This is a genomic window from Okibacterium endophyticum, assembly GCF_054780075.1.
This window is the reverse complement of the sequence record NZ_BAAGXA010000012.1, coordinates 484,436-505,954: the sequence shown is the minus strand read 5'-3', so window position 1 is coordinate 505,954 and position 21,519 is coordinate 484,436. Positions and strand designations below refer to the sequence as shown.

General features: G+C 67.6%; 17 protein-coding genes. 2 read left to right on the top strand and 15 right to left on the bottom strand.

Annotated features, from left to right (window positions below; all coding sequences use genetic code 11):
• Positions 1 to 62 precede the first annotated feature (62 nt).
• Both ACYVF5_RS16365 and ACYVF5_RS16360 read left to right on the top strand, forming a co-directional pair.
• Positions 63 to 2,891: an MMPL family transporter gene (locus ACYVF5_RS16365; RefSeq protein WP_460948358.1), complete on the top strand. Its 2,829-nt coding sequence runs from the start codon at positions 63 to 65 to the stop codon at positions 2,889 to 2,891.
• A complete protein-coding gene (locus tag ACYVF5_RS16360) occupies positions 2,888 to 4,954 on the top strand; it encodes a YhgE/Pip family protein (protein ID WP_460948356.1) in 2,067 nt (688 codons plus the stop codon). Before ACYVF5_RS16365 ends, ACYVF5_RS16360 begins: the two co-directional genes overlap by 4 nt.
• Before the next feature lie 21 nt (positions 4,955 to 4,975).
• On the opposite strand, the gene ACYVF5_RS16355 is transcribed toward ACYVF5_RS16360, so the two are convergent.
• The 15 genes from ACYVF5_RS16355 to ACYVF5_RS16285 all read right to left on the bottom strand — a co-directional run bounded on the left by ACYVF5_RS16355 (position 4,976) and on the right by ACYVF5_RS16285 (position 21,513).
• Positions 4,976 to 5,674: a hypothetical protein gene (locus ACYVF5_RS16355; protein WP_460948355.1), complete on the bottom strand. Its 699-nt coding sequence runs from the start codon at positions 5,672 to 5,674 to the stop codon at positions 4,976 to 4,978.
• 5 nt (positions 5,675 to 5,679) lie between these two features.
• Positions 5,680 to 7,377 (bottom strand): alpha/beta hydrolase, encoded by a 1,698-nt coding sequence (locus tag ACYVF5_RS16350; RefSeq protein WP_460948353.1) that lies wholly within the window; start codon positions 7,375 to 7,377, stop codon positions 5,680 to 5,682.
• On the bottom strand, positions 7,374 to 7,667 hold the full coding sequence (locus tag ACYVF5_RS16345; protein ID WP_460948351.1) for a hypothetical protein: 294 nt from the start codon (positions 7,665 to 7,667) through the stop codon (positions 7,374 to 7,376). The genes ACYVF5_RS16350 and ACYVF5_RS16345 overlap by 4 nt, the downstream gene beginning before the upstream one ends.
• A 169-nt stretch (positions 7,668 to 7,836) precedes the next feature.
• Positions 7,837 to 8,727 (bottom strand): hypothetical protein, encoded by an 891-nt coding sequence (locus ACYVF5_RS16340; protein ID WP_460948349.1) that lies wholly within the window; start codon positions 8,725 to 8,727, stop codon positions 7,837 to 7,839.
• Positions 8,724 to 9,344: a hypothetical protein gene (locus ACYVF5_RS16335; RefSeq protein ID WP_460948347.1), complete on the bottom strand. Its 621-nt coding sequence runs from the start codon at positions 9,342 to 9,344 to the stop codon at positions 8,724 to 8,726. The genes ACYVF5_RS16340 and ACYVF5_RS16335 overlap by 4 nt, the downstream gene beginning before the upstream one ends.
• Positions 9,331 to 9,876: a hypothetical protein gene (locus ACYVF5_RS16330; protein WP_460948345.1), complete on the bottom strand. Its 546-nt coding sequence runs from the start codon at positions 9,874 to 9,876 to the stop codon at positions 9,331 to 9,333. Before ACYVF5_RS16330 ends, ACYVF5_RS16335 begins: the two co-directional genes overlap by 14 nt.
• A gap of 17 nt (positions 9,877 to 9,893) precedes the next feature.
• A complete protein-coding gene (locus ACYVF5_RS16325; RefSeq protein ID WP_460948343.1) occupies positions 9,894 to 11,168 on the bottom strand; it encodes a hypothetical protein in 1,275 nt (424 codons plus the stop codon).
• A gap of 5 nt (positions 11,169 to 11,173) precedes the next feature.
• The gene (locus tag ACYVF5_RS16320; RefSeq protein ID WP_460948341.1) at positions 11,174 to 11,503 is read right to left on the bottom strand and encodes a hypothetical protein; all 330 of its coding nucleotides are present in this window, start codon (positions 11,501 to 11,503) and stop codon (positions 11,174 to 11,176) included.
• 81 nt (positions 11,504 to 11,584) lie between these two features.
• Complete coding sequence (locus ACYVF5_RS16315; RefSeq protein WP_460948339.1) at positions 11,585 to 11,872, bottom strand: WXG100 family type VII secretion target; 288 nt, start codon at positions 11,870 to 11,872, stop codon at positions 11,585 to 11,587.
• Positions 11,873 to 12,023: 151 nt separating this feature from the next.
• The gene (locus tag ACYVF5_RS16310) at positions 12,024 to 16,535 is read right to left on the bottom strand and encodes an FtsK/SpoIIIE domain-containing protein (RefSeq protein WP_460948337.1); all 4,512 of its coding nucleotides are present in this window, start codon (positions 16,533 to 16,535) and stop codon (positions 12,024 to 12,026) included.
• A gap of 70 nt (positions 16,536 to 16,605) precedes the next feature.
• Positions 16,606 to 17,865, bottom strand: a complete 1,260-nt coding sequence (locus ACYVF5_RS16305; protein WP_460948335.1) for an RDD family protein — start codon at positions 17,863 to 17,865, stop codon at positions 16,606 to 16,608.
• A gap of 127 nt (positions 17,866 to 17,992) precedes the next feature.
• A complete protein-coding gene (locus ACYVF5_RS16300; protein WP_460948333.1) occupies positions 17,993 to 18,898 on the bottom strand; it encodes an SDR family NAD(P)-dependent oxidoreductase in 906 nt (301 codons plus the stop codon).
• The gene (locus ACYVF5_RS16295; RefSeq protein WP_460948331.1) at positions 18,895 to 19,191 is read right to left on the bottom strand and encodes a chorismate mutase; all 297 of its coding nucleotides are present in this window, start codon (positions 19,189 to 19,191) and stop codon (positions 18,895 to 18,897) included. The genes ACYVF5_RS16300 and ACYVF5_RS16295 overlap by 4 nt, the downstream gene beginning before the upstream one ends.
• A 106-nt stretch (positions 19,192 to 19,297) precedes the next feature.
• On the bottom strand, positions 19,298 to 20,674 hold the full coding sequence (locus ACYVF5_RS16290; protein ID WP_460948329.1) for a permease: 1,377 nt from the start codon (positions 20,672 to 20,674) through the stop codon (positions 19,298 to 19,300).
• On the bottom strand, positions 20,668 to 21,513 hold the full coding sequence (locus ACYVF5_RS16285; RefSeq protein ID WP_460948327.1) for an ABC transporter ATP-binding protein: 846 nt from the start codon (positions 21,511 to 21,513) through the stop codon (positions 20,668 to 20,670). Before ACYVF5_RS16285 ends, ACYVF5_RS16290 begins: the two co-directional genes overlap by 7 nt.
• Between the last annotated feature and the right edge of the window lie 6 nt (positions 21,514 to 21,519).

Here is a 21,519-nt window from a genome sequence, read left to right as displayed (position 1 = left end):
GTCGACCTCCTCCGGCACAACGTGGTGCGACGTGATATCAATCTACTCAGCCAGGAGCCTGCGTGTCCTCACTGCTCTATTCCCTCGGCCGCCGGGCCTACCGCGCGCGCAGACTCGTTGTGACGTTGTGGATCCTTGTGCTGGCCGCCGCTGGCGGTGCAGCCCTGGCGTTCAACCAGGGCCTCGACAACGCGATCTCGATCCCCGGCACAGAGTCGCAGGCCGCACTCGACTCGCTCGCCAATACGTTTCCGCAGGTGAGCGGATCCTCCGCGCAGGCGATCGTCGTCGCACCCGAGGGCGGTTCCGTGCACGACAACGACATTCAGGATGCCGTCAGCTCGGCCGTCGACGACCTGAACGACATCGAGCAGGTCGCCCAGGCCACCTCACCGTTCGACGAGAACATCACGGGCGCGATCAATGACGACGAAGACGCCGCGCTCATCAGCATTCAGCTCGACGGCGAGAACGCCGACATCACCGAGGCCACCAGGTCGGCGCTCGTCTCTGCCATCGACGAGCTGAACGCAGACCTGCCAGACGGCGCAGAGGCCGTGCTCGGCGGGCAGCTCTTCAGCCAGAACATGCCGGCGCTCAGCCTGGTCGAACTCGTCGGCGTCGGCGTTGCGCTCGTTGTGCTCGTGCTCACGTTCGGGTCGTTCCTGGCCGCGGGGATGCCGCTCCTCACGGCCATGCTCGGCGTCGGCATCTCTGTGGCGCTGCTCTTCTTCGCGACGCTGTTCGGCCCGATCACCTCGACAACCCCGATGCTCGCGCTGATGCTCGGCCTCGCCGTCGGCATCGACTACGCCCTGTTCATCATCGCGCGGCATCAGGATCAGCTGAGAGACGGCCTCGAGCCCGAGGAGTCGGCAGCACGAGCAGTGGCGACGTCTGGCTCTGCGGTGATCTTCGCCGGCCTCACCGTGATGATCGCGCTGCTCGGGCTCGCCGTCGCCGGCATCCCGTTCCTGACGGTGATGGGCGTCTGGGCGGCCGTCGCCGTTGCGGTGGCCGTGCTCATCTCGATCACCCTCATCCCGGCGATGCTCGGCTTCGCCGGAGAGCGGCTGCGCCCCAGGCCGAGCAAGCGCTCGGCCAGGCGTGCGGCGCACCACGCCGCTCGAGCGGCCGCCTCCGCCTCCACAGATCGGGCAGGAACGGCGTCCACGCCACCCCCGCAGCGCAACCGCTTCTTCACGAGCTGGGTGAAAGCCGTCACACGGTTTCCGATCGTCACGATCCTCGCCGTCGTCGCGGTTCTCGGACTCGCCGCGGCCCCGGCACTCGGCCTGAAGCTCGCCCTGCCGGACGCCGGCGGCCTGCCAGAAGACGATCCGGCTCGCATCACCTACGACCTCGTCTCGGAGCACTTCGGCGAAGGGTTCAACGGGCCGCTGATCGTGACGGGCAGCATCGTCACGAGCACGGATCCGGTCGGCCTGATGGACGACCTCGCGAACGAGATCGAGAAGCTCGACGGCGTCGACGCAGTGCCCCTCGCCACACCGAACGAGACGGCGGACACCGGAATCGTGCAGGTCATTCCAGAGGGCGGGCCGGACTCGGATTCCACGAAGGCGCTCGTCAATGAGATCCGCGACCTGCACGACCACTTTCTCGCTGAATACGACATCGACATCTCTGTGACCGGATTCACCGCGGTGGGCATCGATGTGTCAGACAAGCTCGGGGCCGCACTGCTGCCCTTCGGGCTGATCGTCGTCGGTCTGTCGCTCATCCTGCTCACGATGGTGTTCCGATCCGTCTGGGTGCCGATCAAGGCGACACTCGGCTACCTGCTCAGTGTGGCGGCGGCATTCGGCGTCGTCGCCCTCGTGTTCGAGCACGGCTGGTTCGCCGATGCCCTGCACGTTCCGCAGCAGGGGCCGGTGATCAGCTTTATGCCGATCATCCTGATGGGTGTGCTCTTCGGCCTCGCCATGGACTACGAGGTGTTCCTCGTCGCCCGCATGCGCGAGGACTACGTGCACTCGGGAGACGCGCGACACAGCATCGAGACCGGCTTCGTCGGCTCGGCCAAGGTCGTCACGGCCGCAGCCGTCATCATGTTCGCCGTCTTCGCGGCCTTTGTGCCAGAGGGAGACGTCAACATCAAGCCGATCGCCCTCGGACTGGCGGTCGGGGTGTTCGTCGACGCGTTCGTCGTGCGGATGACCCTCGTGCCGGCAGTTCTGGCCCTGCTCGGCGAAAAGGCCTGGTGGATGCCGCGGTGGCTCGACAGGGCGCTCCCCTCGTTCGACGTCGAGGGCGAGGGGCTTCGCCACGAGCTCGAGCTCAGGGACTGGCCGCACCCGGGCTCGACGTCGGTGATCGCCGCCGCGGGGCTCACGCTCGACGCGCCGGCCTCCGCCGCAGACGCGGCACCGCTCTACAGCGACGTGAGCATCGACCTCGAGCAGGGCGGCACCCTCATCGTGCGCGGCGAGCACAGACGCTCCGTCACCGCCATGCTGCTCACGCTCTCGGGCAGACTCCACCACGGCACGGGCCTGCTCAAAGTGACCGGACTCGTTCTGCCGGTGAGGGCTGCCGCCGTGCGATCCCGTGTGGCGTACGCCGATCTCGGCGACGAGCCGGTGGCATCCGTTCGCCGCGCGCTCGCCGAGCGTCCGAGTGTGATCGTGATCGACGGAATCGATGCGGTCGCCGACTCCGCGTCGCGTCGGCAGATCGGCCGGCAACTCACGGCGGCACAGACCTGGGCGACTGCACGGGGCAGAACCCTCTCGATGGTGATCGGAACGATCACGACGACCCCCCTCGACGACGTGCTGCCGACGACCGCAGACGCCGTCTCCATCGACCTGGCCGACACGGCCGCACAGTTATCCGGCCGATCCGGCCTGCAGGAGGCAACGGTATGAGCACACCACGCGAACGGGCCGCCCGGTTCACCCCGCTGGGCATCGTCGGCGTCATCCTCGTCCCCCTCGTCGTCGCGGGACTGCTCCTCTGGGCGTTCTGGAGCCCGGAGGACCGCCTTGAGACGGTCACCGCCGCCGTGGTGAACAACGACTCCCCGGTCGAGGTGAACGGCCAGACGGTGCCGCTCGGCAGGCAGCTCTCGGCCGAGCTCGTCGGCGGAGATGCAGAGACGAACTACACCTGGGTTCTCACCAGTGACGAGGATGCCGCTGCCGGCCTCGACGAGGGAACCTACGCGGCCGTCGTCACGATTCCCGACAACTTCTCAGAAGCCGCCACCTCGTTCTCTGGTGACCCTGCCGATGCGGAACGCGCGCTGATCGACGTCGAGACGGGAGACAAGGCTCGTCTCGTCGACGACGCCATCAGCCAGACCATCACCTCGACCGCCGCCAGCCTGATGGGACGCCAGCTCACCGAGACCTATCTCGACAATGTGTATGTCGGGTTCAACACCCTCGGGGATCAGCTCGGCGAGGCGTCTGACGGTGCGTCCGAGCTCGCAGACGGAGCAGTCTCGCTCGCAGACGGAGCCGGACAGCTCGCCGACGGAACGACATCGCTCGCGGACGGCGCCTCTGCACTGGCCGGTGGAGCGGGCTCCCTCGCCGACGGTGCGTCGCAGCTCGCAGACGGAGCAGCGACAGCTGCATCCGGTGCTTCTGAATTCGCCGGGCAGCTCGGCACCTTCACCGGCGGTGTCACACAGGTCACCGGCGGACTCGAGCAGCTGAAGCAGCAGACCGCCGCGCTGCCGGGAACGGCCTCCACGCTGGCGGGGTACACCTCGGGGGCGGCGTCGGATTCGCTCGCCGTGGCGGAATCGGTCGGCGCAGCTGCCAAAGAGATCGGAAAACTGGCGGCGACAGCATGCACTGAAGATCCCGCGTCACAGTTGTGCGCTGCATTGAGCGAGCAAGCCGAGTCTCTGGTCGGAACGGCGGAAAGGGCGGGGTCCGTGGCCGAGAACGCCGGCTACGCCAACGGCTACGCCCAGGCACTCGCCGGAAACGACCCCTCACAACCCGGAGGCTTGCCCGCCCTCGCCGGAGGCATCGCGAGCCTCGCAGACGGCGCCGCACCGCTCGCGGCGGGGGCGCCACAGGTCGCCGCGGGTGCCACCACACTGGCATCTGGGATCTCTGAGCTCTCGTCGGGAGCATCCGGGCTCGCCGGCGGCAGCGCCGAGCTCGCGAGCGGCACCACAGAGCTCGCCTCGGGAGCCGGTGAACTCGCCACCGGCGCCACGGGCATCGCCGACGGCTCGAGCCGGTTGAGCAACGGCAGCACCACCCTCGCAGACGGGCTCGGCCAGGCGACGGAAGAGATCCCGAGCTACACCGAGAGCGAACGAGAGAACCTCTCCGGCGTTGTGGCCGAGCCGGTCACGACCTCCGGCGAACCCTCGATCGGCTTCGGAAGCTCGTCGCTGCCGCTCTATGCCGTACTCGCCCTCTGGATCGGAGCGTTCGCGACATTCATCCTGCTCGGCGCGGTTCCCGCGCGCGTGCTCGGCTCGACCAGGCCCTCTGCGCTGCTCGCGCTTCGCGCCTTCGCGCTCCCGGCCGTCATCGGCGTGATCCAGGGACTGCTCGTCACCGTGGTGCTCGGCATCGCACAGAGCTTCTCGCCGTCTGAGTGGTTCGCCTTCGGCACCATCGCGGTACTCGCGGGGGTGACATTCGCCGCCGTGAACCAGGCACTCGTGGGCTGGCTCGGCGGAGCAGGCCGGTTCATCTCGATGATCGTCGCACTCGTGGTGCTCGCGACCGGTGTGATCTCGACAGTTCCCGCGATACTCGACATCGTTCGCGACGTGCTGCCCGTGCAACCCGTGATCAACGGAATGCAGGCGGTGCTCGCGAGTGACACGGGAAGCGTGGTGACGGCATCCGCTGCCGGACTCGTCGGGTGGACCCTTCTCGCGCTGATCGCCACAACCCTCGCGGTCGCCCGCACGCGCACGGTGAGCATCCGGCAGCTCGTCGCCCAGCCCGCCTGAGCTCGGACGGCGGCTCAGCGGCTACGCGCCGTAGGGGGCTTTCGGGTACTCGGTGACCACCGGCTGCGGAACGACAGGGGTTCCGTCCTCGTTGTAATAGACCGGGCCGTCAGCGGGAAAGTAGAACTGCGGAACGGAGTCCGGCCCCTCGAACGCGGGAAGACGGCGTGACACCCCCGCCGGGAGTCGTTCCTCGCCGAAGACCAGAGCGCTCACGTCGTGGGCGGAGCCGGGAGCGCATTCCGTGCGGGCCGTCACCCGCACCTGATCGTGTGCCGGCCGGATGGTCACTACCGCGCGCCCGATCCGCTCGCCCTCCGCCACAACGACGTGCTCCTCGCCTTCGCCCTCGCCTCGAACCGTGACCGCGGGTGTGAGGCCGAGCTCGTCGAAGGCGCTCGCTGCCGCGGCGCTCAGCGCCTCGGCGTCCAGGTCCTCGAGCGTGACGACGCGGACGTAGTTGAACATGTAGCCGAACTCATCGGCTCCTCGCTGGCAGGACGTCCCCTGCGCGCCGTAGCCTCCCTGATCCACTGTCCACTCGCCCTCGTGGATCGCCATGATCACACCGTGCATGTCCTCCGCCATCGGGAAGTACTGCTCTGAGGCCTCCTCGTAGAGCGCGTCGCCTTGAGGCGCCGCCTGCGCGCATCCCGTCATCGTCAGCACCAATCCGACGGACAGCGCCGCCGGTCCTCTCCATCTGTTCGAGTTTCGCATGTTCATCACAGACGATACGGGTCCACCGGGAGCCAGTCGGGAAGATCCCAGAATCCGCTCTCGCTGCCCTCACCGTCCATCTCCGTTCCGGGTTCACCGTTCGCGATGATCTGCTGGATGTTGTAGAACGACTCCGATCCGTCCATCAGGTAACCACCGGGCCCGTCGCCCGTGTGCGCGCCGTGCCCCGGTGTCGCGATCAGCGTCTCGTTGTTCGCGTCGACGCCTCCGTCGCTGCCGAACTCGATGACGCCGGTCATCGTCTCGGGGACCGTGCCGTGCTGCGAGAGCAGAAGCGGCTCCCGCCCGACGCGGGCCCACAGGTCGTCCTCTGAGAGGGTCGCGAAGATCTGCGGTGCGTCCTCGGATGCGAGGTTCGCCAAGACCTCCGGGTCGACGGGGAAGCCGGCGGAACCCACAGCGATGAACTGGTCCACACCGAGGCCGCCCGGGTCGCTCCCGATCGCCAGAGCCGCTGTTGTGCTGCCGTAGGAGTGGGCGACCACACTGATCTGGGCGGATTGCCTGAGTTCGTCGAGCCCGCGCAGGAACCCCGCGAGAGCGGCAGCGCCGTCCTCTGCACGCTCCATAAACGGCTCCTCGGGCTTGGTGGGCGAGTCGTAGCCGAACCAGACCACCGTCGCCGTGCCGGGTACGCCGTTGTTGAGATCGATCGCCGAGAGCCCCCACTCACCGACCCCCGCGACGTCTGAGTCCATTCCGGGCACCAGGACCGACACGTTCTCGGCGTCGAAGTCGCCGTACCAGAGGGCAGCCGTGGTCTGTTCAGAGCCATTCGGGTCGAAGGCGATCAGGTGGCCGCCGTTGATGTCCACCTCGTTCCAGAGCGCGTCGATCTCGGAACGCTTGGGCTCATCGAGGTCGGAGTTGTACATGTCTTCAAGGATGCTGTAGTTCGCCTCGCTGCGGATCTCGTAGGGGATCCCGTCGAGGTTTCCGATGATCTCCGGATGCTGGGCGAGGAGTTCGGTGTGCAACTCCGGATGCTCGTTCCACAGCCTCAGTATCTCGGCGGGGTCGTTCGCGGCGAGAAGATCGTCGAGCAGTGTCCGAGCGTCGAGGGTGAGGGTGGAGTCCGTGCCGGCGGCCAGCTCCGAGAGCGCAGCATCGTATGCCTCGTCCCAGGCGCTGTAATAGCCCTCGTACTCCGCCCAGAGCGCGTCGAGCGTCTCTTTGGCTGCGTCTCGCGCCGCGACTGCCTCTCGGGCGGCGTCGTTCGCCTCGGTGGCGTCGGTGGTCCCGGTGGCCTCGGTGGTCCCGGTGGCCTCGAGGTCGGCATCCTCGCTCGCCCGCGATGTCCACAGCGCACTGAGGGCTGCGTTCTCAGCGGCGCCCGCCGCTCGCTCCCACTCGGCGTGCGCGGACTCGATGTCGTCGATCATGCCGTTCGCGCGTTCTGCGGATGCCGAGAAGGCGTCTGCATATCGCTGCAGCACACCGGCCAGCAGCTCCGCCTCCACGATCTCGGTCGTCAGCACACCGGCGAGCTCTTGCGCATCGGAACGGGCCGCACGGATCGATGCGCCGACGCCTTCAAGCTCCGTCGCGCTCTGTGCGGCGGAGCGCAGGTCGCTGAGGTGGCCGCCGACCCTTGTGAAGAGACCGTTCCAGTACGACATGGATCCCGTGTTCCCCTCGATCCGCTCGAGCGGGTAGCCGCGGGCGGGCGACGTCAGGCTCACGGCTGCTCCTGCCCGGTGAGTTCGAGATCGAGATCGCTGTACCGGTCGGCGATCGCGGTGATCGTCGACGACAATGCCGAGGCCGTCTCGATCCGGTTGTAGGCGGCGTCGTGCAGAGCGGTCATCCGCCGGTGCATCTCCAACCGCAGGGAGACGCGCTGACCCGGATTCTCGATGCCGGTGTCTTCTCCGATCACGTTCGCCGCTTCGGTGAGCAGATTCGTTGTCGCCGTCTGGAGTGCGCTCGACGCACCGTTCAGCGCCGCATAGAACACCTGCACATCGCTCATGCGCGCTCAATCCCCGTTCCCCATGGCCGGCTCGCCCGGCAAGGACCAACACTACGAGACCGCGGACGACGAGTCGATGGGCACCACTCCCCTCGTCCCGCGAGAGATGCCGACGTGCCGTCTCAGACGCGGCGGAACTCGTCGGCCGGTCAGCCGCTCGCGCGGCCGGTCATGACGTGGGGAGGATCTCGGACACATCGATGTCGCCGTCGTAGAACACCCAGGTGAGCCACGCGGTGGGGGTCAGGGTCCGCGCCTGAGCGATGGTCCGGGCATCGACCCCACGCGCCTCGAGGCGGTCGAGCCGGCTCAGCCAGTCCGCGCTCCCTTCGGCAGCACGCCCCTGTTCACCACGGGCAAGGCGCTCGGCAGTGCGTCTCAGGTCACGCGTTCGGCTGACGCGGACGCGGCTGAGCTCGCGGGCGCCTGGTCTGTCGTCGACCTCTGCCGTGCGTCGACGTATGACGTCGAACCGCAACGAGACAAGCAGGAGCAGCAGGAAGATCGCCGAGGTCACAGGCGTCCAGAGCGCGACCTGCTCGAGGGTGAATCCCCGAGAGTCCGATTCACCGGCGAAGATCCGGAAGGCGAGCATCACCGCGACGACGATGGCGACGATCACTGTGCACACGGTGCCGTAGCGGGCCGCCTGCCCCCGCGGGACCGGAAGCAGAAGCAGCGCTACGAGCAGCACGGCGGCGATGATCGCGGCGGGCGTGGCGACGGCGAATGCCAGTTCCGCGGAGATGTACGTGTTCCTTCGCCCCGCCGGCCCGAACATCACGGCTGCCGTCATGGCGGCCGTCAGACCGATGCCGAGCAGGGCGCCCCAGGTCCCCTGCCAGGCGCGAGACGACTCCGAGGCGGGTGAGCTGATGGGCGCTGCACCCTCGACGGAGACCCCGGGCGCCGCGAGCTGACGGCGACCACTGTGCAGGTTCCACAGCTGCAGGAACAGGCTTCGCCGCACGTCGCGATCCGCCGCTATCGTCTTGGCGGCGGCCTGAGCGACGGCGATCACATCGCTGTCCTCACCCTGCAGCCTGATGACACCGGTCATGGAGCGGTGACCGCCTCGTCTGCGCGGACCCAGGCCACCGTCGATGCCATCGCGTCGAAGATCGAGTGCACAGCGGTGACGTACTCGTCGTCGTCAGGGGTGTCGATCCCGATCAGCGCGGTGCCTCTGAGCATAAGTGCCTGACGGCGATTCGAGCCGGGGACGGGGATGACGTATGTGCTCTGCGTCTGCTGGGTCTCGCCGTCCGTTCCCTCTGTGCGTGCATGCCAGAAGACGATCTTCCCCTCCGGGTCGAGCAGCTGCGCGCCCTCATGGATCCGGGCGGTGACCCATCCGTCCAGTGAGCGGTCGGGCGAGTCCACGAAGGTGATGATCATCGAGAGCGACAGCGGTGCCTTGTCTGCAGCCCGGTTCGTCGGCAGCAGGATGTACTTCGCACCCGCACGCTCGAGGCCCTGCATGCTGCGGTGCAGTTCGGCGGTGAACTGACCGTCCAGATCGGGTCGTCCCGCCTTCTTGAAGACTTCCCGGGTGCGAAGCTCGACCTCGTTGCCAAGATCCGGGGTGACGGGAAAACACTGCCACTCGTCCGGCAGCAGCATCCGGAACAGCGGCGTCGCCGGCGCCAGGCCCAGAAGCTCCTCACGCAGTGACACGGGACTGCTCCTTCTCAACGGACTCGCCGATGGTGATGCGCTCGATCAGCTCTGTGAACAACTGCATACCCGAGCCGAGATGCGGCAGGCTCGGGCTGGTTGCAATCACTTCGAGCAGTGCGCCGTCGCGCAGAAGCTCGAACTGCAGGGTGCCAACGACTCCCACGTCCGGAACCTGGGTGAGCGTGGAGACCACACGCCCCCTGCTCGACGGGTGCTCGCCGAGGGGAAGCACCTGGCGCGGAAGCGACGCTGGCGCAAGCTCGGGCAGGTCGTCCAGGGTCTCGAGCTGCGTCTCTTCGCCGTAGACGCTCACCAGGGCTCGCCCCGGCAGGCCGTCTGGGCAGAAGATCATCGTGGCGAGCGCTGAGTCGTCTGCAAGGGCGGCGAGCCTCGCCAGATCCTGCGCCGTCTGCTCCGGATCGTTGCGCTCCGGCTCCGAGTGCAGCATGGCGACGCGCTCCCGTGCCCACTCCTCGCGCGCCGGCTCATCCATCGTCGGCACGGCCAGCAGCCAGCGGTCGTCCAGCACGACGTCGATCCTCCGCACTATCCGATGCCCCATCCGCCGGTCGCCCGGTCGAAGCCGAAGCCGGCACCTGCCTTGCCGAGCCCGTCGAGAAAGTCGAGCGCCTGGTTCCCACCGCTCAGCATGTCCTGCATGATGCTGCCGCCTGCGCCCTGACCGGAGAGGAATCCGGTGAGATTGTCCACGGCCCGGTTCGACAGTCCGGATGCGGCATCGCTGATCGCCGCGCTCGCCGCACCCTCCCTGCCCAGCAGCAGCCGTGACAGCATGGACGGGTTGCCGATGTCGTTGAAGAACTCCCGCATCACCCGCGTGCCGTTCTGGTTGAGGACCTGAGGGGAGTGGAACACCTCGCCCACCCGGCCGGCCCGCAGCACGCCCGTGAGGTGCGCCCCGTTGCGCCACCCCGCGCCGACGATGTCGCTCCCCATTCCCAGCAGGCCGTTTCCGAGCGCGGTGAGACGTGTTCCCGCTGCCGCGCCGCGCACAGCGCTGAAGGCGGAGAAGGCCTTGCCGAAGGGGAAGACGCCGATCGCCGCCATCGCGATGTCCCAGCCGTTCCCACGACCACACGACACCTTCCAGACAGCTACCGCGAGCGCGGCCAGCCCGACGATCGCCGCGATGAGGATGAACGGCCCGCCGAGGATGCAGGCCACGATGGCGAGCGCTATGCCCGCGTACGAGAGGATGTCGCCGAGAACCTCAAGCCAGGGCAGCTGGTCGTCCCACCAGGAGTCCTCGACCCCGCGGTCGTTGGCTCCCTGGATTCCCCTGCGAGCGTCTTCGTACGCGGCCCACCAGGTGTCATAGACGCCCTCGTACTCGACAGCCTTGGCCTTCCAGGCATCGCGATCCTCGTCGACGTCCGCGGCGGTGGTGAGGTCCTCGTCCGGTTCGCCTTCGGCGGGCGGAAGCATCGCGTCGTCCGCCTGCTGTCCGGCCGTCGTCCGGTACGTCGTCCAGAGTTCCTCCAGTGCGGGCAGGAGCGTGTTGAGCCTGGCCTGAGCGTCATCCAGCGCGCGGGCGTAGCTCGTGATGTGCCCGCCGCTCGGGCTGTAGCGCTCGCCCGCCGTGCGCAGATCCTTCGCGACGTCGCCGACTGAGTCCTTGATGCTGTCGAGGCTCTTGCCACGGCACTCCGCCCCGAGCGAGATCGTGTCGAGAAGGTCGGCTGCCGCCGTCATCTGATCGCCGAGGCTCTCGATCTCGATGCCGCGACGCTCGATCGCGTAGGCGTCTCCCGTGATCGGGAGGATCTCGTAGTTCTTGCCTGCGGTAGGAGTGCGGTCCATCCCGCTCACATCCTCTCGGGGATCTGGGGAGTCGTCTCCGTCTGGTCGAGGTTCGCGGCCGCCTCGTCGTCGAAGTCTGCCCAGGCCTTCGCCACGTCCTGCACGCGCTCCTGAAGACTTTTCACGTCTTCTTTGAGGGTGTCTCTGCGGTCGTTCCACGCACCCTCGAAACGATCGACCTCGTCTCGCAGCGCGCCCTCGCCGTGCGGATTGCCGATGGCGGCCTCCAGCTCGTCACCGCGGGATCCTGCGTTCTCGAACTCGTTGACGATGTTCTTCAACGACGAGTTCAGACGCTCCAGGTCTGACATCGGGATGTTGACGTCGCGTCCCATATCGACTCTTTCTCACGGGGTGTGCAGAGGAAAAGGGGCCGGCCTGGTATCGCCGGCCCCCGCCAAACCACTATCGGGTGCTCAGCCGCCTGCGAGCTGCTGATCCAGATCCTGGATCGCACGCATCATGCCGAGCAGGGATTCGGACATGTCGTTGATGCCGTCCACGGCGCCCTTCAGACCCGTCGTCAGCTCTGTGTAGCCGTCACCGAACTTGCCAGACGCATGCTGCGTCTTGAAATCCTCACCCAGCAGCGTGTCCACCTGGCTCTTCAAGGTGTCCAGCTGCCCCTGAATGTCGTCGCGAGCCTGTGACAGCGACGACGCCACCTGCTCCATCTCCGAATAAGATGCACCGAAATCAGCCATCGTCAACTCCCTCGCTCATAAAAACCGGACCACTCGGCCCGACACCACATCGTACGGAACAACCGACGACCGTGTCGACGGGGAGAACTCCCCATCCTCCCCTCAAGACCCCTCAGCCCCATCCCTCAGCCCCATCCCTCAGCCCCATCCCTCAGCGGAGGGTCATTTCGTCGACGAGCGGCAGCTGCACGGTGACCTGGCGGCCCGCCTGCACGAAGATGCCCCTGCCTTCGGGAAAGTCACTGCGCTTGACCTTCGGGAACGGCACCTTGAACACGGCGTCGCCGTCGAAGGCATCCGGTTTGAGGATGATGCCCTTGCGTCCCGCCTTGAAATCGCCGATGAAGCCGAAGCCGCTTGTGACCTGCGTGACGTCGGCGTCGCCGACGAGCAGGTGATCGCTGCGGTTGATCGCCTGGAACATCTCTTTCATCTGGCGCTCCGCCGGCCCGTCGGCGAACAGGGGCACGTCTTCGACGATCACGAGCATACGCGCGGTGATGGACTCGTCGACGGCGATCTCGGCGATCTCCTTCGCGAGCTCCTTGGCGTCGTCTGGGGTGACGGCGCTCCGCGTCCACGGCGCGTAGCCCTTGAGCTGAGCTCGTCGGCCGCCGAAGTGGAACAGTTTGACGTCGGGGTCGAAACGCCGCATGGCGGTGATGATGGCCTTCATCGCCGTGGTCTTGCCCGACAACGGCGGGCCGGCCACCACGAAGGTCCCCACCGGGTCGAAGTCCCGCGGGGCCAGAGTGTCTTCGGCCACACCCAGCACGGGGAAGTCACCGACCCGGTCTGGCAAGTCCTGCACGGCGAGGCGCGTCGGGAGCGCACCGATCTCGGCGACCTCCCGAGCCCCGGCAGAACGCAGCTCGGTCGCGAGCTGTTCGAGCAGCTTGGTCTGCTCCGCCACGTTCGGGGTGCCGCCGAGCGTGGCGATCTGGGTCTCACGGCCGTCGACGATCGCTCGTCCAGGGGACGACCTCTCGTCGAGCACGTCTTTCGGGGCGTTCAGCATCGCGTACCCGGACTCATCCGCGAGCCGCAGCACCACACGCCGCGAGACGTTCGCGCTCACGGCTGTCGGCACAGAGCCGGAGCGGTCCGCGCTCGCGACGACGTGCACTCCCAGGGGGCGGCCTTCGCCCAGAATCCGCATAAAGGTCTGATAGAACGGCATACGCGCCGTCGTCGACTCCCATTCGCCCCTGAACTGCGGAAGGCCGTCGATCAGCAGCAGGATGCGAGATTCGCTTGTGCCGGTGATCTCGCGATACTCGGTCAGGCTCGACGCGTTGGCGGCGCTGAAGCGTTTGCCCCGGTCGTCGAGCACGCGCGCCAGCGACCGCAGAATGCGCTGCACGCGCTCGGCGTCGTCGCCAGAGATGATGGAGCCGACGTGCGGGAGCAGCTCGAGGCTCTTCAGCGACCCCGAGCCGAAGTCGAGCCCGTACACCTCGACGTTCGACGCACCCTTGTCGAGCCCGGCGGCGATCGCCAGAGCGCGGAGCACCGTCGACTTGCCCGAGCCGCTCGTGCCGTAGACGAGAAGCGAACCGTCTTTGTCTGGAGAGAAGTACGCCGGCTCCTGCAGCTGCCGTTCCGGAACATCCGTTTTGCCCAGCGGGATCTTCCTGTCGCCGAAGACCGGCAGATCACGGATGTCGACCGTCGGCTCGAGATCGTCGAGCCACGGTCGGCGCGGGGCCGGGATGCGAGCCTGCGCGGCGGCCTTCACAAGACTGGCCACTATGCGCTTCTGATCGTTCGGCCCCAGGTCTTCATCGTGAGAGTCCGATTCCGGCGGCTGATCCGCTTCCCAGACCTGGATCGAGCCGAACCGCAGTTCGGCGACCTTGACCTCTGCGATCTGGGCCTCGTCGCTCGTCCAGCCGCCGGCATACGCGGACTGGAACGGCACAAGGCGACCCGGACCGGTTTTCGCGATTCCACGGCCGGGGATCGAGGGAGGGAAACTGGCCGCGATCGGGTCGTCGACGACATCTTTCGAATCCGATTCGTCCGCCATGCGCAGGGCGACCCTCAGGTTGGTGTTCGCCCGCAGGTTGTCTTTGATGACTCCGGCCGGTCGCTGCGTCGCCATGATCAGGTGGATGCCGAGGGACCTCCCGCGCTGGGCGATGTCGACGACGCCGTCGACGAACTCGGGGACCTCGGCCGCGAGCGCGGCGAACTCGTCGATGACGAGCACAAGGGCCGGTGGTGTCTCTGGGTCACGCCGTTTCTCGAGCTCGAGAAGGTCTTTGGCCTTCTTGCGGTTGAACAGGTGCTCACGGTGATGGAGCTCGGCACGCAGACTCGTCAGAGCGCGCCGGACCAGGTGAGGGCTGAGGTCGGTGACGAGTCCGACGCAGTGCGGAAGCTCAACGCAGTCAGCGAACGCCGAACCGCCCTTGTAGTCGACGAACAGGAACGTGACACGATCGGGGCTGTGGGCAGCGGCCATGCCGAGCACCCAGGCCTGCAGGAACTCGCTTTTTCCGGCGCCCGTTGTGCCGCCGACGAGAGCGTGCGGGCCCTGGGTCCGCAGGTCGAGGGTCATGGCATCCGTCTGCGACTGACCGATGATCGCGCGCAGGTTTCCCGCTTTCTTCAACCGCGGCTGCGGTGCGCCCGAGCGGTCGAGGATCGTGTTGTTCTGCCGCCAGCGGTCGATCGCCGCGTTCGGATCATCGGCGATCTCAGGGCCGACGAGTGAGAGGAACATCACGGAGTCCGGGATGTCTGACGAGTCCTCGATGACCGTGCTCGAGTCGACGACGGGCGCCAGCCGTTTGGCGAGCATGGTCATGTAGGCGTGTGAGACGCCTTCGAGCCGCACGTTCCGGTAATCGACCCCGCTCCGCACCGTGCCGACGGATGCTCTGTCGAGCCCGAGCGTGACGTCGACGAACGTGCGGCACACGGCGGGCAGGGCCTCGACGACGGGGGCGACGAAGAGACCGTACACCCCGACGTCGGCTCCGCGCTCGAGGATCTGCGTCAGCCGGGCACGGTCGACCGGAGCATCGTTTGTGACGATGACGAGAATGGCCGTCTGCCCGGGGAACGTCGCCTCTTCTGCGGCTCGCTTCACGTCTGTGCCGTACAGCATCGGGTCCCAGTCGTCACCGTATGGCGGTCGGGGAGAGGCCGCCTGGCGTGCACGGCGCAGCACGATCTCTTCGAGCCCGCTCAGCAGCGCGTTCCCGGTCGACGCAGAATCGGCGAGCGGCATGTCCTTCAAGGGATTCCGCTCGCTCGAGGTGTGGGGCAGCCACTTCAGCCAATCGAGTTCACTCGCCCATCCGGGCTCCGTCAACGCGACGGTGACGAGCTCATTGGGCGAGTGCATCCCGAAGAGCTGGACGGCTATCCCGCGCAGTGCGTCACTCGCGAGCGGTGTGGGCCCGGCGACCCCGATGGATCCGACGCTCTGCAGCGACTCGAGGATCGGGACGTCGTCGATCATCGCGTAGCGTTCTTCGAGCCGGTCCACCCGCTCGACGTATTCGACGAGGGCGTCGTTGGACTCGGTGCGCTTGATGGCCGTTCGGGCCTTGTCCGTGCATTCACCGAGCCGCACGGCGAGGAAGTTCCAGTGCTCTGGACGGCGGGTCCACAGCATCGGACCGAGTCTCATCGCCTCGTCGAAGACGACGGCGACGGCGGGGACCTCGTTCTGACGCACCTCCTGTTCCTGCGGATGCGCGTGGTACAGCCTCTCTTCAAGGCGTTCGAACTGCTCCTCGAACGAGGCGACTTCTTTTTTGAGCCGCTGGCCGAGGTTCGTCCGCTGAGAGATGAAGTTGCCGAACATCATCATCGGCGACGCCGCGATCATCAGCAGCGACAGGGCTCGCCCTGTCATCGAGAAGACAGTGATGCCCAGCAGGATCGGCGCGATGAGCATGGGCCACGGGAACAGACGCTGCACCTGATCGCGCGGAAAACGGGGCTCGGGGAGTTCTTGACCGCTGTATCTCTCTTCGACCCGAGGGCTGCGGTTGAACAGAAGGGCGCCTCCACGCTCGAGAACGGGGTCGGCGTCGTGAGAACCGCCGGTCTCGTTCATCAGGCGCACAACGAGTTCGGAGTCACCGAGTGTGAACTTCTGGCCCGGGATGACTCTGAGCCGCTGCACAAGGCCGCCGTCGACGAGGATTCCATTCGCGGAGTTGAGGTCGACGATTTCGACGAATGTTCCCGCGACCTCGACCCGTGCATGCCGTTTCGACACAAGAGGATCAGCGAGAGTGACGTCGTTGCGTTCGTCACGGCCAATGAGGAAATGCCCGATCGGCAGGGGGAACTCCTGCCCCGCCGACGGGCCTGAGACCACCGTGAGCACCGCAGAGGGCCGCGCCCGCACTGCTCCCGCTGCGGCACGACTCGAGCCGACGTCGACGACCTCGGCGAGAAAGCCGGAGCCGATCGGTGCGTCTCCGACGAGAAGGTCTGGGCTCAGCGTCTCGAGACGATCGCTCGTCGGCGGCGCGACAGAGAGGGTGAGAGTCGCCGATCGGGCGGCGGGAATGCTCCGCATCGGATCGGTCGTCGCGATCTGGCGTGCGACATCCGCCACCGTCGCTGTGGAGTCGGTCATCACGAGGATGTCTGTGAGCGGCGCAGCCGGGCGGCGCAGTGTGAGCTTGATCCTCATCGAACGGCCTTCCCGGGCTCTATGGTCTCGGTGCCCGTGGTCTCGGTGCCCGACATGTCGTGGATCTGGGTCATAACTGCGCCACCGTCAGGGAGCGGTCGCCGAAACGCACGGTGTCACCCACGTGGAGCTCTGCGGGTTCGCCTGCAGCGAGGGGCACCTCGGTGTCAGCGCGGACGATCGCGCTGCCGTTCGTCGACGCGCGGTCGACGACGAAGACGCCTCGGCGCGCGGGCACAATGGCGAGGTGGGTCTTCGAGACGGTGAGGGTGTCGTCGGCCAGCGGCACGGTCCGGGTGACGGACTCCCCGGCTGCGGCGCTCGGGTCGCGTCCGATGAGCGTCACTCCGCGCACCTCGAGAGGTTCACCTGTGTCGAGAACGAGGACGGCCCGCACCCCGTTCTGCACCCGGGTGGCTGGAGACGGGACCGGCGCGTGGGCAGGAGCGGGAGCGGAGGGCGCGGAGGGCCGAGGGCCGGGTGCCTGCGCCGGGAACGCGGGCGGAGCAGCAGAGGCCACCAGCGGGGTCGCGAGAGCGCCGGCGCCCGAGGTGGCTGTGCGCACAGCGGGCTCTGCGGGCACACGGTGTGCGCCGAGCACTCCCCCGGACAGGCGCGCACCCGGGGTGTACGGGGCGGCGGCGCCAGGGGCCACCGAGGTCGACAACGACGGCAGCGGCCGCTTCTCTGCGCGTTCCGGGGTGTTCAGGCGCTTGCGGGCGATGCGCATACGCTTCTCGTCATAGGGATTCAATCCACGGCGCGTGTCGACGAACCAGGTCGCGGCCGCGAGATCCAGCCAGCCGCGCCCTCGCCGTTCCCCGTCGAAGAAGGGTGACAGCGCGATCACGAACAGCGGTCCGACGAGGGGCACCGCGAAAGAGGCACAGGCCACGAGATACCTGACCACTGCACCACGCCAGAACCCCGGGCGCTCGAGGGTTCTGACGTTCACCGACCTGATGCCGACGATCGCCTTGCCGAGCGTGACACCCTTGCGACCGTGAAGGACGAGCTGCACGATCGTGTACGCGGTGATCAGGCCGTTCGAAGCGGCCACGGCGACGATGATCCAGACGAGATCGCTCCTCTGCAGGAACGCGGCCGGGTCGAAACCGTCGCTCGTGGCCTGCACGACAACGGGAACGACGAAGACCACTGCGGGCAGGGCGATCAGGACGGCGAGCGACCACTCGAGCACGGCGGCGAGCACACGCGGTCCCGTGCGTGCGGGCAGAAGCCCGAGCGATCGGGCATAGCCCGGATCAGGGCGTCCGTTCTCGTCGAGTCCCTCGATCGCCCGTTTACGGTCATCGATCTCCCAGATCAATCCGCGTCTCCTTCAGCTTCATCGGCCCGTGACCGATCAACGGGGCAGGCGCGCCCGCCCCCGGCTCGGCGTGCGCCCCGACAACCATACCGAGCAGCGACCGACGTGTCGTCAATGAGCGTTGTCATCACAACAGGCGGACGCCGGCGACCCGCTCGGCCTCCGCCCAGAACGCCGCGGCGACAGCACGATCCAGCGTGAGCGCGTTCGGCTTCGCGAGAACAGGACGCCCCTTCATCAGAAAAAGCGGCCCGACGTACTCGCCGCCCTGCACCGTGTCGGTCGCCGCACGCACGATGGGCCAGGCCCCTCGGTCCTTGCCCTGGGCGAACGGCCACTGCAGGTTGTCGACGAACCGTTTTCTGAGGCTCGGCTCTTTGACGCCCGGAACAGCCGGGCTGCGGCCGCTGATCGAATACCCCGGGTGCGCGCACACCGAGCGCACGTGGCTGCCTGCCTCGCGCAGGCGACGATCGAGCTCGAATCCGAATGACTGGGTCGCCACCTTCGAGCGGGCATACGCCGTCCAGCCGTCGTAGTGCCTGCGGAGCTGCAGGTCGTCCAGCCTCGGCTGCACCATCAGGGTCGACAGGCTGCCGAGGGTCACCACCCGCGCGCCAGGAGTGCGTTCAAGCGCGGGCATCGCGTGAGCGGTCAGCGCGACATGCCCGACGTAGTTCGTGGCGAGCACGAACTCGATCCCGTCGACGCTCTCGCGCCGGCGAACCGGAACGTGCACGACCCCCGCGTTCTCGATCAGAACGTCGAGCCGATCGAACGCGGCGAGTTCTTCGCCGGCTCGGCGCACCGACCCGAGGTCGGCGAGATCCAGGTCGACGACGCTCACGACGGCATCCGGAACCCGTCGCAGGATGGCCGCGCGTGCGGCATCCGCCTTCTCACGATTGCGGCAGCACAGCACAACCGATGCACCGGCCTCGGCGAGCTGCAGGCTCGTCCAGAACCCGAGACCCGCGTTCCCGCCCGTCACAGCGATGACCCTGCCGTGCTGCGGCAGCACCGTCCAGGTCATGCGCGGCCGGCTATGCGCTCGTGGTGGTGGATCACCTCTGCCACAACGAAAGTGAACCATTTCTCGGCAAAGGCCGGGTCGAGGTCGGCTTCGACCGCCAGGTTGCGCAGCCTCTCGATCTGCCGGGCCTCGCGTTCAGGATCCGCCGCGGGCAGGCCGTGCTCAGCCTTGAGCCTGCCGACCTCCTGAGTGAATTTGAAGCGCTCGGCCAGCAGGTGGATCAGTGCCGCATCGATGTTGTCGATGCTCTTGCGCTGGCGGGAGAGCTGTGCGGATACCTCGGAATCGGCCATGCCTTAAATGTATCGGCTGCAGGCCGCATCCGCCGGTGTGATTCGCACACCGGCGGATGCGGCCAAGGGCTCGGCGAAGCCTGCCGAGCCCGCCCGAGCGCGGGCCCTACGCGCGTTCGGGTGTGCTGAGGACCCGTGTCAGGACGGGCCGCGTCGAGCGGAGCGCCAGCCACACGAGTGTGAGGCCGGCTGCGAAGCAGGCGACGATGATCAGCATCGACACCGGTGCGAAGATCAGCGCGAAACCGGCGAGCGGCAGAACGAGCACCGCACCGACGAGCGCCGAGCCGATGACGACGAACCGCAGGGGCACCATTGTGGTGCGAGACCTCGCGCTCTCCATAACGTCGCGCGGCATGCCGACGCGATCGAGGTTGACGTACAGGTCGCGGCGGTCGAGGATCGCCGCCGCCTGGTTGACCCCGACAGAGCAGGCCACCATCACGAACGAGGCGATCAGGGTGATCAGGATGCCGGTGCGCACGTCGTTCAGAAGCGGATCGTCCGACTGCGCTCCCGCTTCGAACGTGTTGGCGAAAGCCACCCCCGTGCCGGCGACGACGGTGACGAAGCTCGTCATGGCCATGCCGCTGACCTGGCGCCACGCCGCCTTCGGCGACTCGAGGATTCCCCTCGCCGCGATGAGCTTCGCGGCGGTGCGAGCACGTTTGACCTGAATCTTCGCCACCACTCCGATCGCCCACGGGCCGATGAGGTTGAGCACGGCCACGCCGACGGCGAAGGTGAGCGCGAGCACAAGCACAATCGCCGCCAGGCCGGGGAGCACACCGAGGGAGCTGAGCACGATGTACGAGACGATGACGACAGCCGCTCCGACGACTCCGCGCAGCCAGTGCATCGTGGGGGCGGTCTGCCTGGTGCGAACGCCGAGCGGAGACACGATCACCTGGCGCAGGCCGACGACAGCGCTGAGCGCGGCCAGCAGGGCGACACCGGCGATGACCGCCGCGATGATCGGAACACCGAGCCAGAGCGAAGCCGCACCGATCGCCTCGCCGTTGAACGGGATCAGGCCGACGAGCGGCATCGAGAGCAGATAGAGCACAACGCCCGCGAGCGCCCCGATCACGGCGACGGCCGTCGACTCGAGAACGGTGATCCGCATCACCACTCCCGGTGTCGCGCCGAGCAGTCGCAGGGTGGCGAGCCGGTCGTCGCGCCTGCGCGCCGAGAGCCGTGCCGCGGCTCCGCTCAAGGTCGCGAGCGGCACAACGAGCAGCGCGAGGGCGAGCATGCTGAGCAGCTGGTACAGACCGGCGGTCTCTCCCGTCCACGACCAGAACATCAGCGCACCGCCGAGCACGATGAGCAGGAGTGCGGTGGTGACCGCGAAGGCGACGGCGGGCAGCACGATCGTCGCGCTGCTCTGGGCGCTCGGCCTGGCGAGCAGCCAGGTCAGGCGGGCGACGGGTGCTCCGCCACGGGCCTTCGGCAGAGCCGGAACGGCGGATGCGGCTACCACCGTGCACCGCCCTGCGGGGTCTGAGCACCCTGGACGTTCAGCGGGTTCTGGGGCGGAGCGGGCATGTCCGGCACCCGCACACCTCCGGCGACCGGCACGGACGTGGTGTGTGCGGCATCCGCTTCGACCCGTCCGTCGCGCAGACGCACGATTCTGGAGCAGCGTGCCGCGACCTGTTCGTCGTGGGTCACCAGCACAAGCGAGTGCCCCTGCCCGGTCGTCGACTCGAGCAGCGCCGTCATCACGTCGACGGAGGTGGCTGAGTCGAGAGCACCCGTCGGCTCATCGGCGAAGACCACTGTCGCCCCCGTGACCTGCGCGCGCCCAATCGCCACCCGCTGCGCCTGACCGCCGGACAGCTCGCCGATGCGCCTCGACTCGAGACCCGCGAGCCCGAGCACGGCGAGCCAGTGCTGGGCGCGGCCTTCCGCCTCACGACGTGGGTAGCCCGCGAGCATCAGCGGAAGGGCGACGTTCTCGACGGCCGTGAGCTCGGGGATCAGCAGCCCCTGCTGAAACACGAAGCCGAACGCCTCGCGGCGCAACCGCGACCGTTCCGTCTCGCCGAGCTCGTTCACCCGCACGAGACCGTGCGGGGCGAGCAGGGTGACGGTTCCGGCCTCCGGTGTGATGATGCCCGCGAGTGTGTGCAGCAGTGTCGTTTTGCCCGAACCCGAAGCGCCCATGATGGCCACGGACTCCCCCGCGAAAACGGCTATGTCGACGCCGGCGAGCGCGTAGGTACCTCCGTAGGTCTTGACCAGCTGCGTCCCGGTCAGAATGGGTGCCGACGGTGCGACCCCGGCCGGGCCGGTTGTGTATTCGCCTGTAGTGTTCATGCCTTT

Bases quoted from the DNA above. Each gene is read 5' to 3' on its own strand.
- ACYVF5_RS16320 (WP_460948341.1), bottom strand. From the start codon at position 11,503: ATGGGACGCGACGTCAACATCCCGATGTCAGACCTGGAGCGTCTGAAC.
- ACYVF5_RS16285 (WP_460948327.1), bottom strand. From the start codon at position 21,513: ATGAACACTACAGGCGAATACACAACCGGCCCGGCCGGGGTCGCACCG.
- ACYVF5_RS16340 (WP_460948349.1), bottom strand. From the start codon at position 8,727: ATGACCGGTGTCATCAGGCTGCAGGGTGAGGACAGCGATGTGATCGCC.
- ACYVF5_RS16310 (WP_460948337.1), bottom strand. From the start codon at position 16,535: ATGAGGATCAAGCTCACACTGCGCCGCCCGGCTGCGCCGCTCACAGAC.
- ACYVF5_RS16295 (WP_460948331.1), bottom strand. From the start codon at position 19,191: ATGGCCGATTCCGAGGTATCCGCACAGCTCTCCCGCCAGCGCAAGAGC.
- ACYVF5_RS16315 (WP_460948339.1), bottom strand. From the start codon at position 11,872: ATGGCTGATTTCGGTGCATCTTATTCGGAGATGGAGCAGGTGGCGTCG.
- ACYVF5_RS16300 (WP_460948333.1), bottom strand. From the start codon at position 18,898: ATGACCTGGACGGTGCTGCCGCAGCACGGCAGGGTCATCGCTGTGACG.
- ACYVF5_RS16355 (WP_460948355.1), bottom strand. From the start codon at position 5,674: ATGCGAAACTCGAACAGATGGAGAGGACCGGCGGCGCTGTCCGTCGGA.
- ACYVF5_RS16325 (WP_460948343.1), bottom strand. From the start codon at position 11,168: ATGGACCGCACTCCTACCGCAGGCAAGAACTACGAGATCCTCCCGATC.
- ACYVF5_RS16345 (WP_460948351.1), bottom strand. From the start codon at position 7,667: ATGAGCGATGTGCAGGTGTTCTATGCGGCGCTGAACGGTGCGTCGAGC.
- ACYVF5_RS16360 (WP_460948356.1), top strand. From the start codon at position 2,888: ATGAGCACACCACGCGAACGGGCCGCCCGGTTCACCCCGCTGGGCATC.